The sequence below is a fragment of the Marinobacter panjinensis genome, from assembly GCF_005298175.1.
Lineage (GTDB): Bacteria > Pseudomonadota > Gammaproteobacteria > Pseudomonadales > Oleiphilaceae > Marinobacter > Marinobacter panjinensis.
Map to the genome: position 1 here is coordinate 454335 of NZ_SZYH01000002.1, position 16541 is coordinate 470875.

A 16541-nucleotide genomic window follows, 5' to 3' on the forward strand; every position below is an offset into this window, starting at 1 on the left:
CGGCGGTAATTGAAAGGAGAGACAAGTCACATGACTGATTCCCAGCAAACGGTGTACGTAGTTGAAGATGACGAGGCGGTGCGTGACTCGCTGGAGTTGCTGCTGAAATCCGATGGCAAGCCCGTCAGCACTTACGAGAATGCCAATACCTTTTTAAAGGATTATTCCGAAAAGATGGCTGGCTGCATTGTGCTGGATATCCGTATGCCCGGCATGGACGGCATGGAACTTCAGAAAAAACTGAACGAAAAGCATTCCATTCTTCCGATCATCTTTGTGACCGGCCACGGTGATGTGCCGATGGCTGTAGATGCCATGAAAGAGGGCGCGGTGGACTTCATTCAGAAGCCCTACCGGGAAGAGGCCTTGTTGCAGAAAATTGAAGCTGCGCTTGAGCAGGACCGGGAACAGCGCAAAACCCTTGGTGAGAAGCAGGAAATCCTGCGCCGGGTGAAGAGCCTGACCCCCCGTGAACACGAGATAATGGACCGGATGATTGCAGGGCAGGCCAACAAGGTCATAGCGATCGAGCTTGAAATCAGCCAGCGAACCGTGGAAATACACCGTTCACGGGTCATGCACAAGATGGGTACCCATTCACTGGCACACCTGGTGCGTATGGTTCTGTCCGTAAAGGACCTTATCGACCCGCGCTGATTTGGCCGGCATTATGCAATCACTATCGTAACCGGCCGTATTCATATGACAGATGCTGTCCTGGAGACAACAGACGTAACGGTTCTGCTTGTTGACGACAACCCGCAAAACCTGAAAGTGCTCTATGAAACCCTGAAAGACAAGGGCTACCGCCTGTTGATTGCCAACGATGGTGAAAAGGCACTGGATCTCGCCCATCGTCACCAGCCTGAAGTTATCCTGCTGGACATCATGATGCCCGAACTGGACGGCTATCAGGTATGTGAGCGCCTGAAGGCCGACCCGGTTACCTCAGACAGTGCCGTTGTATTTCTCTCCGCCCTGGACGATCTCCAGGCCAAGGTACGTGGTTTTTCCCTCGGTGGCGCAGACTATATTTCCAAGCCTTTCCAGGCCCAGGAAGTGATTGCCAGGGTGAAGACCCATGCCCGGGTCATCCGCCTGGAGCGGGAGCTTCAGGCCCGCAATCGCCAGCTCGAGAACGACCAGGCTCGCATACTGAACTCCATCAGCGAAGGCATCTACGGCCTGGACGCTACCGGTGTCATCGTGTTCGCCAATCCCGCCGCTGCCGTGACCATGGGTAGCTCTGCTGAGGAATTGATTGGCCAGAATTTTTTTGATCTCCATTTCCGCACTGCCGGCCAGGGACGCGAGTCGCTCCCGGTTTATGCCACGTGCAGCCAGGGTATTGCGGAAAATCAGCGGGATATTGAAATGCTGCGGGCGGATGGCACTGCGTTTCCAGTGGAGTATCGCTCCACGCCCAAACTCGACGGGGAGGAACTGCACGGGGCCGTAGTGGTATTCCGGGACATCACCGCCGAGCTTGAGAGCGAGCAGGCGCTCGAGAACGCCCGTAACATGGTGCAGGAACAGCGGGAGCAGATCGCCCACTTTTCACGCCTGACCACCATGGGAGAAATGGCCGCGGGCGTGGCCCACGAAGTGAACCAGCCGCTGACCGCCATCACCAACTATGCCCGTGTTGCCCGGCGCGTGCTGGCTAAAGAAGAGCCGGATCACCAGTTGCTTGAAGAGACCCTGGAAAAGATTGAAGCCCAGTCACACCGCGCCAGTGAAGTGATTCGGCGGATTCGCCGGTTCATGAAGAAACCGGCGGCGGGAAAGGACGTGCTTTCCATCTCAGCGCTGCTTGAGGATACCCGCCAGTTCGCGGAAGTGGATATTCGTAACAATGAAGGCGGCGTCGAAATCTCGGTGGCGGATAATGTTCCCGAGGTGCTGGCGGACCCGGTTCAGGTTCAGCAGGTAGCACTGAATCTGATCCGCAACGCCCTGGAGTCAACCCGCAGTGCCGGTTTTTCGGCACCTGTGGAAGTGGCAGTGACCATGTCGGGCAGGCGCTGCGTGAGGGTCACAGTGACCGATCACGGCGTGGGTTTGCCGGATGATGCCGAAGAAAAACTGTTTCTGCCGTTCTACACCACCAAGGAGGAAGGCATGGGGATCGGCCTGCCTATGTGCCGCTCCCTGATCCAGGCCCAGGGTGGCGATATCGGATTTGAACGCCCGGAGCATGGCGGTGCCTGCTTCTATTTCACCCTGCCCGTGGCAGGTTCCGATGGCACCGCCTGTGCGCCTGACGCCGACTCTTCAGGGTCGGCGGTTTAACCCCTCAGCTTCCCCAACGAACCTCGCCGCTCAGGTGAGGGGCGGCTCCTGATGCGTTCAGCAACTGATAATCCCAGCCAGACTCTCCCGTCTGCCAGTTCAGCTGTGCCGTTCCTGGCAGAAACAGCGGCTTTTTGAACTGGCAGGATACCGATACCGCCTCCTGCCGCCAGCCACTCTGCTGTTCCAGCACTGCCAGTACCCGGGCCTTGCTCCACATTCCGTGGGCGATGGCCCGGGGGAAGCCGAACGCTTTCGCCGTCAGCGCATGCAGGTGTATCGGGTTCCTGTCCCCGGACACGCTGGCGTATTGCCGGCCAATGGATTCCGGGGCGCTGATCTCGGTTGTCTCCGGGTAGCGGGGTAATTCGGGTGGTTTGCCGCCCGATTTATTGCCGCCTTTGTCCGGTTGCCGGAACAGGTTGGTGCTGGTTTCTTCCCACACCAGACGGCCAACTGACCAGGCCTCGGTGACCAGGTCGAATTCCAGTCCCTTCTGGGTGTTGTTCTGGCCGTCAAGTCTCACGGTGATGTCCAGGCTTTCGCCGGCACCGACAGGGCGATGCTGGGTGATGTGGTTGCGCAGGTGGACAAGGCCCAGCAGTGGCAGGGGGAACGCTTTCTCCGTCAGCAGCATCAGGTGCAGCGGAAAAGCCAGGATGTGGGGCCAGGTGATGGGTACCGTTGTTTGTGTACCGAATCCGCATACTTTCTGGTAGCGTTTCAGGTTATCGTTGGCCGTACTGACGCCAATCAGCTTGGCGGACAATCCGGGAATACGGATGTCACCACCGGAGGGCTTCTCTTTCGGGAGCAGCGCTTTGCTGTAAAGCGACCATAGGCCGGGCGGGTGATTACGATAGATTACAGTATCTGTCATATTCTTAACTCTCCTGGCACACCTGTGCGTCTATGGCCTGATATGCTCTAATATAAGACTTAGGTTTCAGAGTCTTGCAAACCTGGGCAGTATGGGCATTGACCTTGCTCGCCGGCAAGGCTGTCCGGCCGGTCAAGCCAATTAATAAACAACTATAAAGCGGGACACTATGCAGGAACTTCGCGATGCGGGTGTGATGTTGCGTCTGATTTACCAGGCCATGAAACGCAAAGGGATTGATACCGATGCCATATTTGCCCGACTGGGGGTGGATGAAGCCTATGTCTACACCGAACAACTGAGAACGCCCCACAGCGCCCAGCTTTATTTCTGGCAGGTGGTTGAGGATGTCTCTGGCGATCCGGACGCCGGCCTTCACCTTGGCCCGCTTCTGCCGGCTTACAAAGGGCAGGTGCTGGAGTACCTGTTTCTCAGCAGCCCCACTTTTGGTGAGGGCCTGCGGCGGGCGCAGAACTACCAGCGGCTATTGAGCGATGCGGCCAATACCGATTTCTTTATTGAGGGGGATGAGGCCTGCATGGTGCTGGATGCAGCCTCAGATGAGGTCAGCCGCCTGCGGCATTTCAATGAGTGCTTTGTCCAGGGTCTGATTACCTTTTTCAAATCCATCACTGACGACCAGTTCTATCCTTCCCGGATTGAGTTCGAACATGAGCGCGACCACGGCAAAGCCCACGCGAGCGAGGTGCTGGGGTGCGATGTCGTGTTTGGCGCGGAGGAGAACCGGCTGTATTTTCCGGCGTCCCTGTTGTCCCACGCGTCACCCCATGCGGAACCGGAACTGCTGGATCTCCATGAGCGGTTTGCCAGCGAACAGGTCGCTCGCCTTGAGAAAAAGGACATTGTTGGCCAGGTGGAACGGATTGTGGCAGAGCTGCTGGACAGCGGGGAAGTCACCCTGGATGCGGTGGCCGAACGCCTGGCCATCAAGCCTCGGACCTTACGAACCCGCTTGACCGAAGCAGAAACCAGTTTCAACCAGGTGTTGGCGGATTTCCGTTATCGCCTGGCGCGACAGCTGTTGGCAACCACCGATGAGTCCATTGATGAGATCGTGTACCTCACGGGCTTCTCGGAACCCAGCACCTTTTACCGTGCGTTCAAGCGCTGGTCGGGAATGACCCCCATTGAATACCGCAAAACCGCACAGGGAAAGGACGTCATGGTTGATGCCATGTAATGGCGCCGACGTAATCCGATTTTTTTCATGAAAAACGTTGACATGCGGGGCCGCCTCTTTATAATGCGCCCTCGTTGTCACCGAGCAATCACACCCTTGATTGCGCCTGAGGTGGCGGCTCACGCGGAGCGGTAGTTCAGCTGGTTAGAATACCGGCCTGTCACGCCGGGGGTCGCGGGTTCGAGTCCCGTCCGCTCCGCCATTTTCCCCCTCCCTGCACTACATTTATCCATTGTCATTCCTGGTTCATCTCCACGTAACAGTTGCATGCTATCGTCTTCCTTATTGATTCAAAGGAGATGAACGATGTCCGATTACGAAGAAGAACTCATGGAGCGTCAGTTTGAAGATTATGATGACGAAGATTCCCTGGATGACGCCACCGAAATGTAGTCACGGCTGCAACGCCTAGCGGATTCCTTTCGCGGCCTGCTCCGCCAGGTATTTTTTTCTGTGTTCCCCCGGGCTGGTTTCGAACCAGCGACGCCAGGCCTTGTGAAAAGCCGCCGGATTGGAAAACCCCAATAGCCAGGCTATCTCCGATAGTGATGCCCGTGTTTCCCGGATGTACTCCAGCGCCAGTTCCCGGCGGGTTTCGTCCACCAGTTCCCGGAAACCTGTCTGTTCGTCTGCGAGTTGCCTCTGCAGCGTCCAGGGCGCCACGCCCAGCTTTTCCGCAACTGCTGGCAGGGTAGGGGTGTCTCCCTGCAGCAGGGGCGGTAGCAGGTCCTTCACGCGGTCCCCGGTACTCCAGCCGGCACGGATTCGCAAAAGGTCGCGGTAGCATTGTCCCGACAGTTTCTCATACATCGCCGCCTGCGCCTGCAACGAGGCCGCTTCCCTGATGCCCGGGGCCAGTCTCAGACTGTTGCCCTCCGCGCCAAACCTCACCGGGCATCCGAACCACCGCTCGAACACGTCGTCCTGGTCCTGGGAAGGGTATTCAATGGTCACCCGTTCTATGACCTTGTTCTGGCCGGTAATGATTCTCAGAAATTGCGTCCAGGCTGCCAGAACGGAGTCCACCACGAAAAAGTTGAAGACGTTGTAGGGCTTGATCGAGTAGAAGTGCGCTTCCCTCCCACCATCGGCTGTCCATGGGGTCCCCCGGCTATTGCGGCTGGTCAGCAGGGCGTAGTGAATCAGGGTGTTGATGGCTTCGCCGGCTGTCGGCGCACATTGGGCGGCCAGCCCGGCAACGCCAGCGTCGACTGGTCGTGACAGTTGCCCCATCGTCAGGCCCAGCGCCGGGTTGCCGGTGAGGCCAATGGCGGCCTGGCCCATTCGCATGAAGCGAGGAATGCTGATGCGGGCCTCCGGTTCCCTAAGGGCCTGTTTATCCAGCCCGAAACGACCGAGCAGGTCTGTGGGGTCTGCGCCCTCCGCACGGATGGCTCGCGCCATGACAGCAACATACAGCACGCTGATGTCACCGAGGGGATTCTTGTGTCTGGTGATGGTGGGCATGGTTTTCAGCATTGTCTTACAAGTTATCTCAGGATATCAGATTGTGCTTCAGGGATATTGTCTGCTTCAAGTGCGGAGACTACTTTAGAGCCCATGATTCGGCACCGCCGTTCCGATAACAGGAGAGAGACCATGACAGCATCATCATCACCAGGCGTTGCGCGCTACCCCAACCTGCTGGAGCCACTGGACCTGGGGTTTACCCGCCTTCGTAACCGTACCCTGATGGGCTCCATGCATACCGGCCTGGAAGAAGCAAAGAACGGCTTTGAGCGGCTTGCAGCCTTCTATGCCGAACGCGCCCGTGGCGGCGCCGGCCTGATTGTGACCGGTGGTATTTCTCCCAACCTGGAGGGCGCCGTATTTCAGCACGCGGCCAAGATGAGCACCCCGGAAGAAGCGGAAAGACATAAGGTGATCACCCATGCGGTGCATGAGGCCGAGGGAAAAATCTGTATGCAGATTCTTCATGCCGGCCGCTATGCCTATCATCCGGAACTGGTGGCACCCTCCGCTATACAGGCGCCCATCAACCCGTTGAAGCCGAAGGCACTGGACGAGGCGGGTATCGAGAAACAAATCGAGGACTACGTGAATTGTGCCGCTCTGGCCAGGGAAGCCGGGTACGACGGTGTGGAGATCATGGGCTCCGAAGGCTACTTCATCAACCAGTTCATTGTGGCTCACACCAACCACCGCACCGACCGGTGGGGCGGCAGTTACGAAAACCGTATTCGTCTGCCCATTGAGGTTGTTCGTCGGGTTCGTGAGCGTGTCGGCAGCGATTTCATCCTGATCTATCGCCTGTCGATGCTGGACCTCATCGAGGACGGCAGTACCTGGGAAGAGGTGGTGCAGCTGGCCAAGGAAATTGAAAAGGCCGGTGCTACCATCATCAATACCGGCATTGGCTGGCACGAAGCCCGGGTGCCGACCATCGCGACGTCGGTTCCCCGGGGCGCCTTCACCAAGGTCACGGCTCGCCTGAAAGATGAAGTCAGTATTCCCCTGGTGACCACCAACCGCATCAACATGCCGGAGGTGGCCGAGAAAATCCTCGCGGAAGGCGACGCCGACATGGTCTCCATGGCGAGGCCGTTCCTGGCGGATGCGGATCTGGTGCTCAAGGCAGCACAGGACCGTGCCGACGAGATCAATACCTGCATCGGCTGTAACCAGGCCTGTCTGGACCACACCTTCAGCGGCAAGCTGACCTCGTGCCTGGTTAACCCTCGTGCCTGCCATGAAACCGAGCTTACCTACGTTAAAACGGCGACGCCCAAAACCATCGCCGTTGTGGGTGCCGGCCCTGCCGGGCTGGCGTTTGCCACCGTAGCGGCAGAGCGCGGCCACAAGGTCACACTGTTTGATGCCGGCAGCGAAGTGGGTGGGCAGTTCAATGTGGCCAAGCTGATTCCGGGCAAGGAAGAGTTCTATGAAACCCTGCGTTATTACCGGGTGATGCTGGACAAGCACGGAGTGGATGTTCGCCTGAATACCCGTGTAGATGTGGAGGACCTGAAGGCTGGCGGATTTGATCACGTGGTCCTGGCCAGCGGTGTCAGTCCTCGCACGCCTGACATTGAGGGTGTGGATCACCCCAAGGTGATCGGTTACCTGGATGCCCTGTTGGGGCGGAAGCCGGTAGGTCAGAAGGTGGCGGTGATTGGCGCCGGCGGGATCGGCTTCGATGTCTCTGAGTTTATCGTTCACAAGGGGTCGTCCGCGGCGCTGGATCCGGAGCACTTCATGCGGGAATGGGGCGTGGACCTGAGCGTTGAGCATCGCGGGGGTATCCAGGGCATGGAGCCCGAGGTGCCGGAGCCGGCCCGTGAGGTGTATCTGCTGCAACGCAAGACCTCCAAGGTTGGCAAGAACCTGGGCAAGACCACCGGCTGGATCCACCGTACCTCCCTGAAAAATCGCCAGGTCCAGATGGTGCCGGGGGTCAGCTACCGCAAGATTGACGACGAGGGGCTGCATATCACCGTGACCCCGAAAGGGGCAGAGCAGGGCGAAGACCGGGTGTTACCAGTAGATACCATCGTGATCTGTGCCGGTCAGGAGCCGCTGCGTGAGTTGCAGGGCGGTCTGGAAGCGGCGGGCGTGCAGGTTCATTTGATCGGTGGCGCCGATGTGGCCGCGGAGCTGGACGCCAAGCGCGCTATTGACCAGGGTAGTCGCCTGGCAGCCGAGCTCTGACAGCCAGAACCGCGGTTCATGCCCCATGATCACAAAACGTTGCAGTTTTCCCCTGTCCAGCGGGTATTGAGCCGCTAGACTATTATCCGGAAGTCTGTCAGTTTGAAACCGGCCCCGTACTGACCGTGCGTGGCCGGTTTTTGGTATCTGATGGTAAAACGGAACGCCCTGGTGGCGTTCACCGTGTTGCTGTCAGGTTTTCGGAGAGCGGGGAGTCTGCAATGGGGTCTGCCGACCAGGCAAATGATGGTTATTCGGCGGTATTTTTCATGGATGGCAGCAATGTGTCGCGGCAGATGCGTGCGTCGGAGTTCGGTGCCTTTCTGGATGGCTACGTAGGGCTGTCTGACCTGGCGGATACCGACGTCAAGGCGGTGTACGTGCTCCTGGGCAAGGACCTTCTGGTGCGCTCTCTGGTGTTTTTCCGCATCTATTTCGATGAGGAGGGCCGGGCTGACAGCAACTGGAACCTGCCGGTAGAGAAGCTGGCGAAAAAGGGGGCCAAGGGTCCTGATATGGGTGCCGGCCCGATTCGCCTGGTATGCCGCAGTCAGTGCCCCAAGTCCGCTAATGCGGAGGAACTCTGGGATCCGGACATGACGCCGGGAAGTAACCATTTTCAGGCCATTCGCCGCGCCCTGGAAGCCAATAGCCTGAAGCTGCGGAAAGTGGAGCCAGCGGCCGAGGAAGACATTCCCGTGCTGGGTGAGGACGCCCGCTCCGCGGAAGACACGGAGGCGCTTAATGACCGCGCACGCCTGGCCCAGGTTATCCGTGAGCAACGGCTTCGCATCAAGACCCTGCAAAGCGTTCACCGGGATGCCCTGTCTGACATTCAGCGGGAAAATCGCCATGAGATGCAGGCATTACGTAACGAAATGGCTGAGCTTCAGCAGAAGTTCGAACGCCAGAAACTCAGCAGTGAGCAGCTGAAAAAGCGTCTGGCCGAGCGCAATGAACAGTATTTGTCGATGCAGGAGCAGATTGCTGGCGGTGATGAGCGCAAGCAGCGTGAGGATGCCACGTCCGATGCAGAGGTTGTGTTATTACGGGAGCAATTGGAACGTCGCCAGCGGGAACTGGAAATCCGGGACGAGAAAATTGTGGCGCTCGAGCAGGAAAATCACGACCTACGTCACCAGACACCCACCGAAAATTCGGTCATGGAGCACTTGCAGAACCAGTCGGTATTTCTGGTGGCCTACCACCCCGGGGTTGGGCATATCACTCTGCCGTATAATGATATCGAAACCTATTTCCGCAACCCGGTGGCCTATGCCGCGGAACGTTGTGGTCTGAATGAACCTGCCTACAAGCAGTGGCTGGAGCATTACGAAAAACCCGTCTGCCACCATCAGGATGATGACGGAACCCCCTGTGACGAACCGGTAATGAGGGTCAGCCAGCCCGCCGACTTCCGGGCGGGAATCGATGATCGCTGTGAAAAGCACCAGCCGCAGGCTGAGAATTAACGCCGCATTACCTGCCCTGAACGGGATCTTTTTTCAGAATCTGGCCGTATTTCGTTACTATGGTCTCCCAGACGTTTCCGGGAGACCAGCGAGATCAATCCCGGCCCATACAGATATCCACAGGAAGCTACATGGATCAATTCAGAAACATTGGCGTGATTGGCCGCATGGGCAGTGTCAAGGTGGTCGAGTCGCTGCGTCAGCTCAAACAGTACCTGACGAATAATCACTACCACGTGATCATCGAAGAAGACACGGCCAGTATGTTGCCGGGCCATGGCCTGCAGGTGGCAAGCAAAAAGCTCCTTGGGGAAATCTGTGATCTGGTGATTGTGGTTGGCGGCGACGGTAGCCTGCTCGGTGCAGCCCGGGAACTGGCAAAATCGAAGATTCCACTGTTGGGGGTGAACCGTGGCCGCCTCGGCTTTCTGACCGACATATCGCCGTCCGATCTGGAAGAGCGGCTGGGCAAGGTACTCCAGGGCGAGTACATCGAAGAGACGCGTTTTCTTCTGGACGGGCATGTCGAGCGTAATGGCCAGCCCCTCGGCTTTGGAACCGCCCTGAATGACGTGGTGCTCCATCCCGGCAAATCCACCCGGATGATCGGGTTCGATCTGTATATTGACGGACATTTCGTATACAGCCAGCGTTCGGACGGGCTTATTGTGTCCACTCCTACCGGCTCAACGGCGTATTCGTTGTCGGCGGGCGGGCCTATCATGCACCCCAAGCTGGATGCGGTTGTGCTGGTACCCATGTTTCCGCACACCCTGAGCAGTCGGCCTATCGTGGTAGACGGCAAGAGCGAGATCAAACTGGTGATTGGTGAGACCAACGAAACCTATCCGCAGATCAGTTTCGACGGGCAGATGAACATTGCCTGCGCACCGGGCGATATCATCCGTATCACCAAAAAGCCCTTCAAGATCCGCCTTATTCATCCCGCGGACCACAATTTTTACGCCACATGCCGGGACAAGCTGGGCTGGGCCAGTGAGATTTCAGCGAGTTAAAAACATGGTAGGACAGGCAAGATCCGCTAGCCGCGGCTACGACATTATCGGCGATATTCACGGATGCGCGCATACCCTGGAGCGACTGCTGAAGCAGATGGGTTATCGCAAGGTAAACGGTGTATACGAGCATCCGCGGCGGCAGGCCATTTTCATCGGCGATATTATTGACCGGGGGCCCCGCATTCGTGAGTCCCTGCACCTGGTGCGGGACATGGTAGAGCATGGCTCTGCCCGTATTGTGATGGGCAATCATGAGTACAATGCCCTCGGTTACTGTACCCGTGCCCGGCCAGGCAGCGGCAGAAAATTTCTTCGTGAGCATAACGCCCGTCACGACCGGCTGATCCGTGAAACCCTGGAGCAGTTCGAGCACCACCCCCACGAGTGGAACGAGTTTCTCGAATGGTTCTATACCATCCCGCTGTTTATCGACGAGCCGGACTTCCGCGCGGTGCATGCCTGCTGGGACAGCGAGCTGATCAACAAATTCAAGGAAAGTCAGGGTGGGGCCTGTATCGATGATGACTTCCTCCATGCCTCCGCTGCTATTGAGTCCTTCGCCGGCCAGGTGATGGACACTCTCCTGCGCGGCACTGACCTGCGGTTGCCGCCAGGGGTGAAAATCACCGGCAAGGATGGTTATGTCAGAGAGTTTTTCCGCACCAAGTTCTGGGCGGACAACCCGAGAACCTACGCCGATGTGGTGTTCCAGCCGGACCCTTTGCCGGAAGAGGTCGCCTGTCGTGAGCTGACGGATGCCGAGCGCCGTCAGTTGATCAGCTATCCGAGCTCAGCCCCTCCGGTCTTCGTAGGCCATTACTGGATGGAGGGCGAGCCGGCGCCGCTCAAGCACAACGTTGCCTGTATCGACTTCAGTGCCGTCAAGTACGGCAAACTGGTGGCCTATCGGCTGGATGGCGAACGTACACTCTCCCGTGACAAGTTTGTGTGGGTGGATGTGGAGCGCCCGGAGCAGCCGGAATATCCCACCAGTGAAGACAGCTTGGCGAGGTAGCCTGTGTACCGGATCAAACAGATTGATACGACAGTAGACCTGGCCGGGTTCAGTAATTGGCTGAAAGAACAGGGGGTTAGGCACCGGATTACCGAGGAGGGCGGCTACCAGGTGTTGTGGCTGGAGAACCCGGAGCATACAGAGCCGGTTCTGCAGGCCCTCGAGCGTTTTCTGAGTGACCCGGAGATTCAGCAGGCGGTGAATACCACCGCACGGTCGCCGGTGTTTGTGGGAGGGCGCTGGCAGCCATCGCCCCGCCACGCGCCGATTGTACTGGGGATGATTCTGCTGGCGCTGCTGGTAGCCTGGGTGACCGCCATGGGGCAGAATCAGCTCTCCACCCTACTGATGTTTGTGGACCCCCGGTTTTACGACTTCGGCTCCCTGGCTGAGCGCACTCAGGCACTGTCGTCGACATTGGCGAGTGGTCAGGTCTGGCGCCTGGTTACCCCGGATTTCCTGCATTTCAGCTGGTCCCACATCATCTTCAACTCCGTGATGTTGTGGTTCCTGGGTAGCCAGATCGAGTGGTTTGATGGTCGTGTCCGGTTACTGGTGCTGTTTTTGGTCACCAGTTTGCTGTCCAACGGGTTGCAGTACATTGTCTCCGGCCCGTTGTTCGGAGGGCTGTCTGGCGTGGTCTACGGCATTCTCGGCTATTGTTGGCTCAGTCAGCGGCGTGTGCCCAGGTTCCAGTTCCCTCCTGCGCTGGTGACATTTGCCGTTGTCTGGATGGTCATAGGGTTTACGCCCTTTCCGGAAATTCTTGGGTTGGGGCGCATGGCGAACGAGGCTCATCTGGGTGGTTTTGTGGCTGGCCTGGCGCTGGCGGTGGTTTTGCCGGCACCAAAAAAAGCCCCGCGAAATCGCGGGGCATAAAAAGAGCATTCAGCTCCTGATGAGAGAGACCAAATGAACACGACCTCGGTCATTTGGTGAGTTAATGATAATCATTATCGTTTATTATTGTCAACGGGTTTGCTCACATTTTTTTGCTGTAAAGCGATTGAATAGTGACTGGAGAGTGAAATGACATACGAAGAGCTGATCAAGCGGCTGGATCCGGCGGTCTACCAGAACCTCAAGCGCGCCCTGGAACTGGGCAAATGGCCAGACGGCCGCAAACTGAGCGACGAACAGCGCTCAATCTGCATGGAGGCAGTCATTTATTACGAAGATCACCACCAGGTCCCCAGGGAAGAGCGGGTAGGGTATCTTGATCGCGGTAAAAAGGCCGGGACTGCCTGTGATCCCAGCGTGGCACGCACGGCAGGAAGCTCTGCCAATGGCGCAGCAGACGCGGATCAGTTCTTCGAGGTGAAGTCTTGACGGCACTGGTTGATGTCACCGGCCGCCTCCGTAAAATGCCGGCAGAGCCGGGCAACCCCGTGCGTTATACCATCCGGGTGGGGGATACACTGGTTCCTCTGAACGAGATGGTAGGTTATCCGTTACAGCTGGATTTTGACGGCGTGATACGCTGTATCCACTGCGACCGTAAAACCAACAAGAGCTTCAGCCAGGGTTATTGTTATCCGTGCTTTCGTAAACTGGCTGCCTGTGACAGTTGCATCATGAGTCCGGAAAAGTGCCACTATCATGAAGGCACCTGCCGCGAGCCGGAGTGGGGCGAAACCCACTGCATGATCGAGCATGTGGTTTACCTGGCCAACTCGTCCGGCCTGAAAGTCGGTATTACCCGCGGTTCGCAAGTGCCCACGCGCTGGATTGATCAGGGGGCGGTCGATGCCATTCCCATGGTGAGGGTCGCCACCCGTCAACTGGCGGGATTTGTTGAGGTAGCCTGCAAGAAACATGTTGCAGATCGCACAAACTGGCAGGCGATGCTGAAGGGCCAGGTGCCAGAGCTGAATCTTGTGGAAGAACGCCGCCGCATACTGGGGCTGATAGCCGAGGATCTGGCCTCGCTGCGGGCCACCTATGGCGACAGCGCCATCCGGGCAGTCGAGGAGGACAGCCTTGCCTTGAGTTATCCGGTCCAGGTGTGGCCCCAGAAGGTGAAAACCCATAATCTGGACAAATCACCGACAGCGGAAGGCGTGCTGCAGGGGGTCAAGGGCCAGTACCTCATCCTCGACACCGGCGTGATCAACATCCGTAAGTATACCGGTTACGAAGTCCGCTTCCGGGTCTATCCGAATCACTGAAACAGACCCAACATATTCTGGAGATAGCGAATGCGTACCAGCCAGCCACAGACCATTTACCTGAAGGATTACCGCGTCCCCGTTTTTCTGGTGGACCACGTGGACCTTCGTTTTGAACTGTTTGAGGACGGGGCACGGGTACACAGTGTCCTGTCCATGCGCCGCAACCCCGACAGCGACAGCGCGGACAAAAGCCTGGAACTGAACGGCGACGCCCTGACCACCCTGGAGTCGCTGAGTCTTGACGGTCGTGCGTTGGCAGAAGATGCCTACGAGAATCGTGTCGACAGACTGGTGATCCACGACGTGCCCGACCGTTTCGAACTTGGTGTGGTCACCTGGCTCGAACCACAGAACAACACCCGCCTGGAAGGGCTCTACCAATCTTCCGGCATGTTCTGCACCCAGTGCGAGGCGGAAGGCTTCCGCTGCATTACCTACTTCCCGGATCGCCCGGATGTGATGGCCCGCTTCCGCACCCGCATTGAAGCGGACAAGGCCAGCTTTCCCATTCTGTTGTCCAACGGCAACGATGTGGATAAAGGCGATCTGGAAAACGGCAGGCACTTTGTGACCTGGGAAGATCCGTTTCCGAAACCCAGCTACCTGTTTGCCCTGGTGGCCGGTGACCTGGTGGAAAAACGGGACAGCTTTCACACCATGTCCGGTCGCGATATCGATCTGCGCATGTACGTGGAGCCGCGCAATGCCGAGAAGTGCGATCACGCCATGGATTCGCTGAAGCGCTCCATGCGCTGGGATGAAGAGGTGTATGGCCGCGAATACGATCTCGATATCTTCATGATCGTGGCGGTGGACGATTTCAACATGGGCGCCATGGAGAACAAGGGGCTGAATATTTTCAACTCCTCCTGTGTGCTTGCCAGCCAGGAAACTGCAACCGATCTGGCCTTCCAGCGTATCGAGTCCATCGTTGCCCATGAGTATTTCCACAACTGGTCCGGCAACCGGGTTACCTGTCGCGACTGGTTTCAGCTGAGCCTGAAAGAAGGTTTCACCGTATTTCGGGATTCCCAGTTCTCGGCCGATATGGGCTCGCCTACGGTCAAACGCATCGAAGATGCCACCATGCTGCGCACGGCCCAGTTTGCCGAGGATTCAGGCCCCATGGCCCATCCGGTACGCCCCGAGTCCTACATGGAGATCACCAACTTCTACACCCTGACCATCTATGAGAAGGGTTGCGAAGTGGTTGGCATGATCCATACGCTGCTTGGCCCCGACATGTTCCGCAAGGGCAGTGATCTTTACTTCGAGCGCCATGACGGCCAGGCGGTGACGACCGACGACTTTGTCCGGGCCATGGAAGATGCCAGTGGCCGTGACCTGTCACAGTTCCGCCTCTGGTATGAGCAGGCAGGTACGCCTGAGCTGACAGTTCAGGACGAATATGATCAGGCGGCCGGGATCTATCGCCTGACGATTGCTCAGGCCATTCCGGACACACCGGGCCAGACCAACAAAAAGCCGCAGCATATCCCGTTTGCTGTCGGGCTTCTTGGAACGGGCGGTGAGTCCCTGCCGCTGAAACTGAGCGCCAGTGACACCGATGCACCAACAGATCGGGTGCTTGAGCTGACAGAAGTCAGTCACACTTTTGAATTCCATGATGTGCCGGAGCGTCCGGTTCCGTCACTGCTGAGAAATTTCTCGGCCCCGGTCAGGGTTTACTACCCCTGGACACGCGATCAGTTGGTATTTCTCATGAGCCACGACCCGGACGGGTTCAATCGCTGGGATGCAGGCCAGCGGCTGGCGGTTGATGTGATCAACGCGCTTGTGGGAAATGCCGGTAGCGAAGCCGTTGACTCCGGATTGACGGACGCCTATCGCGGCCTGCTGACTGATGCTTCCCTGGATCAGGCACTGGTTGCGAAAATGCTACAGCTGCCCTCCGAAGCCTATCTGATCGAACTGGCAGACAAACCCAATGTGCCTGCCATCCACCAGGCCCGCGAAACGGTGCTTGGGCACCTTGCGACCGCTCTGCGGGATGATCTGCTTGCCTGTTACCAGCGCAACACCGTCGAGGGCCGCTACGAGGTAACGCCAGAGGCCGTTGCCCGCAGGAGCCTGCGGAATACCGCGCTTGCCTGGCTGCTTCACACAGACGATGAGGAAGGTCGGGCCCTGGCGGTAAGCCAGTTTGAAAGCGCAGATAACATGACCGACCGCATGGGTGCGTTGCGGGCACTGGTGAATTCCGGTTATGACCAGGAGCGTGAACGCACCCTGAAGGCTTTCTATGAACAGTGGAAAGACGACCCACAGGTGGTGGAGCAGTGGTTTGCCGTTCAGGCTGGCAGCAGCCGCACCGGCGGATTGCCCGCGATTCGCGAGCTGTTGGCTCACCCCGCCTTCGACTGGAAAAATCCCAACAAGATCCGCTCGGTGGTTGGCGTTTTTGCAGGCCAGAACCTGCCGGCATTCCACGCCGAGGATGGCTCAGGCTATCGGTTCCTGGAAGAGCAGGTGCGCCGTCTGGACGACAGCAATCCGCAAATTGCCGCCAGGCTGGTGTCTCCCCTGACTCGCTGGCGCAAATTTGCACCGGTGCATGGTGAGCAGATGAAGACGGCGCTGGAGTCCATCAGGGACAAAGCCGGCCTGTCACGGGATGTCTATGAGGTGGTCCACAAGAGCCTTGCAGGCCAGTAAAAGAAATCGAGGGGGCAGTATTCGTCTGGGCTTTTACAAAACCTGTCGCAGGCGGATACAAAATCGCACTTTCGGTCGATAGACAATATTGGCCAATCGGCTAATCTGTCAGAAGCCGATAATCCATGACAACACAATAAGAAAAG

Annotated in this window: 13 protein-coding genes and 1 tRNA gene; 12 read left to right on the forward strand and 2 right to left on the reverse strand. The window is 57.8% G+C overall.

Annotated elements, in window-relative coordinates; all coding sequences use genetic code 11:
• Window positions 1–30 precede the first annotated feature (30 nt).
• Both fixJ and FDP08_RS18445 read left to right on the forward strand, forming a co-directional pair.
• Window positions 31–657, forward strand: a complete 627-nt coding sequence (gene fixJ, locus FDP08_RS18440; RefSeq protein ID WP_137437747.1) for a response regulator FixJ — start codon at window positions 31–33, stop codon at window positions 655–657.
• Window positions 658–702: 45 nt separating this feature from the next.
• Window positions 703–2292, forward strand: a complete 1590-nt coding sequence (locus FDP08_RS18445; protein WP_137437748.1) for an ATP-binding response regulator — start codon at window positions 703–705, stop codon at window positions 2290–2292.
• A gap of 4 nt (window positions 2293–2296) precedes the next feature.
• On the opposite strand, the gene FDP08_RS18450 is transcribed toward FDP08_RS18445, so the two are convergent.
• A complete protein-coding gene (locus FDP08_RS18450; RefSeq protein ID WP_137437749.1) occupies window positions 2297–3172 on the reverse strand; it encodes a MaoC/PaaZ C-terminal domain-containing protein in 876 nt (291 codons plus the stop codon).
• A gap of 169 nt (window positions 3173–3341) precedes the next feature.
• Between FDP08_RS18450 and FDP08_RS18455 the strand changes: the two genes are divergently transcribed.
• On the forward strand, window positions 3342–4373 hold the full coding sequence (locus FDP08_RS18455) for an AraC family transcriptional regulator (protein ID WP_137437750.1): 1032 nt from the start codon (window positions 3342–3344) through the stop codon (window positions 4371–4373).
• A 125-nt stretch (window positions 4374–4498) separates the two neighbouring features.
• Window positions 4499–4575 (forward strand) — tRNA-Asp (locus tag FDP08_RS18460).
• A gap of 206 nt (window positions 4576–4781) precedes the next feature.
• Here FDP08_RS18460 and FDP08_RS18465 read toward each other — a convergent pair.
• On the reverse strand, window positions 4782–5852 hold the full coding sequence (locus tag FDP08_RS18465) for an AraC family transcriptional regulator (RefSeq protein WP_137437751.1): 1071 nt from the start codon (window positions 5850–5852) through the stop codon (window positions 4782–4784).
• Between the two features lie 120 nt (window positions 5853–5972).
• Here FDP08_RS18465 and FDP08_RS18470 point away from each other — a divergent pair, with 120 nt between their 5' ends.
• The 8 genes from FDP08_RS18470 to pepN all read left to right on the forward strand — a co-directional run bounded on the left by FDP08_RS18470 (window position 5973) and on the right by pepN (window position 16395).
• Window positions 5973–8042, forward strand: a complete 2070-nt coding sequence (locus FDP08_RS18470) for an NADPH-dependent 2,4-dienoyl-CoA reductase (RefSeq protein WP_137437752.1) — start codon at window positions 5973–5975, stop codon at window positions 8040–8042.
• A gap of 221 nt (window positions 8043–8263) precedes the next feature.
• Window positions 8264–9514 (forward strand): DNA repair protein, encoded by a 1251-nt coding sequence (locus tag FDP08_RS18475; RefSeq protein ID WP_137437753.1) that lies wholly within the window; start codon window positions 8264–8266, stop codon window positions 9512–9514.
• 131 nt (window positions 9515–9645) lie between these two features.
• Entirely contained in the window at window positions 9646–10530 is an 885-nt protein-coding gene (locus FDP08_RS18480) for an NAD(+) kinase (RefSeq protein ID WP_137437754.1), read from the forward strand.
• 4 nt (window positions 10531–10534) lie between these two features.
• On the forward strand, window positions 10535–11548 hold the full coding sequence (locus FDP08_RS18485) for a metallophosphoesterase (protein ID WP_137437755.1): 1014 nt from the start codon (window positions 10535–10537) through the stop codon (window positions 11546–11548).
• Window positions 11549–11551: 3 nt separating this feature from the next.
• Window positions 11552–12427, forward strand: a complete 876-nt coding sequence (locus FDP08_RS18490; protein WP_137437756.1) for a rhomboid family intramembrane serine protease — start codon at window positions 11552–11554, stop codon at window positions 12425–12427.
• Window positions 12428–12577: 150 nt separating this feature from the next.
• The gene (locus FDP08_RS18495) at window positions 12578–12877 is read left to right on the forward strand and encodes a YeaC family protein (RefSeq protein ID WP_137437757.1); all 300 of its coding nucleotides are present in this window, start codon (window positions 12578–12580) and stop codon (window positions 12875–12877) included.
• Window positions 12874–13716: a DUF2797 domain-containing protein gene (locus FDP08_RS18500; protein ID WP_137437758.1), complete on the forward strand. Its 843-nt coding sequence runs from the start codon at window positions 12874–12876 to the stop codon at window positions 13714–13716. Before FDP08_RS18495 ends, FDP08_RS18500 begins: the two co-directional genes overlap by 4 nt.
• A gap of 30 nt (window positions 13717–13746) precedes the next feature.
• Window positions 13747–16395 (forward strand): aminopeptidase N, encoded by a 2649-nt coding sequence (pepN, locus tag FDP08_RS18505; RefSeq protein ID WP_137437759.1) that lies wholly within the window; start codon window positions 13747–13749, stop codon window positions 16393–16395.
• Window positions 16396–16541 lie beyond the last annotated feature (146 nt).

Excerpts from the sequence above, each read along its gene's own strand:
- FDP08_RS18470 (WP_137437752.1), top strand. The coding sequence starts at position 5,973 with ATGACAGCATCATCATCACCAGGCGTTGCGCGCTACCCCAACCTGCTG.
- fixJ (WP_137437747.1), top strand. The coding sequence starts at position 31 with ATGACTGATTCCCAGCAAACGGTGTACGTAGTTGAAGATGACGAGGCG.
- FDP08_RS18450 (WP_137437749.1), bottom strand. The coding sequence starts at position 3,172 with ATGACAGATACTGTAATCTATCGTAATCACCCGCCCGGCCTATGGTCG.
- FDP08_RS18485 (WP_137437755.1), top strand. The coding sequence starts at position 10,535 with ATGGTAGGACAGGCAAGATCCGCTAGCCGCGGCTACGACATTATCGGC.
- FDP08_RS18455 (WP_137437750.1), top strand. The coding sequence starts at position 3,342 with ATGCAGGAACTTCGCGATGCGGGTGTGATGTTGCGTCTGATTTACCAG.
- FDP08_RS18445 (WP_137437748.1), top strand. The coding sequence starts at position 703 with ATGACAGATGCTGTCCTGGAGACAACAGACGTAACGGTTCTGCTTGTT.
- FDP08_RS18480 (WP_137437754.1), top strand. The coding sequence starts at position 9,646 with ATGGATCAATTCAGAAACATTGGCGTGATTGGCCGCATGGGCAGTGTC.
- pepN (WP_137437759.1), top strand. The coding sequence starts at position 13,747 with ATGCGTACCAGCCAGCCACAGACCATTTACCTGAAGGATTACCGCGTC.
- FDP08_RS18475 (WP_137437753.1), top strand. The coding sequence starts at position 8,264 with ATGGGGTCTGCCGACCAGGCAAATGATGGTTATTCGGCGGTATTTTTC.
- FDP08_RS18465 (WP_137437751.1), bottom strand. The coding sequence starts at position 5,852 with ATGCTGAAAACCATGCCCACCATCACCAGACACAAGAATCCCCTCGGT.
- FDP08_RS18495 (WP_137437757.1), top strand. The coding sequence starts at position 12,578 with ATGACATACGAAGAGCTGATCAAGCGGCTGGATCCGGCGGTCTACCAG.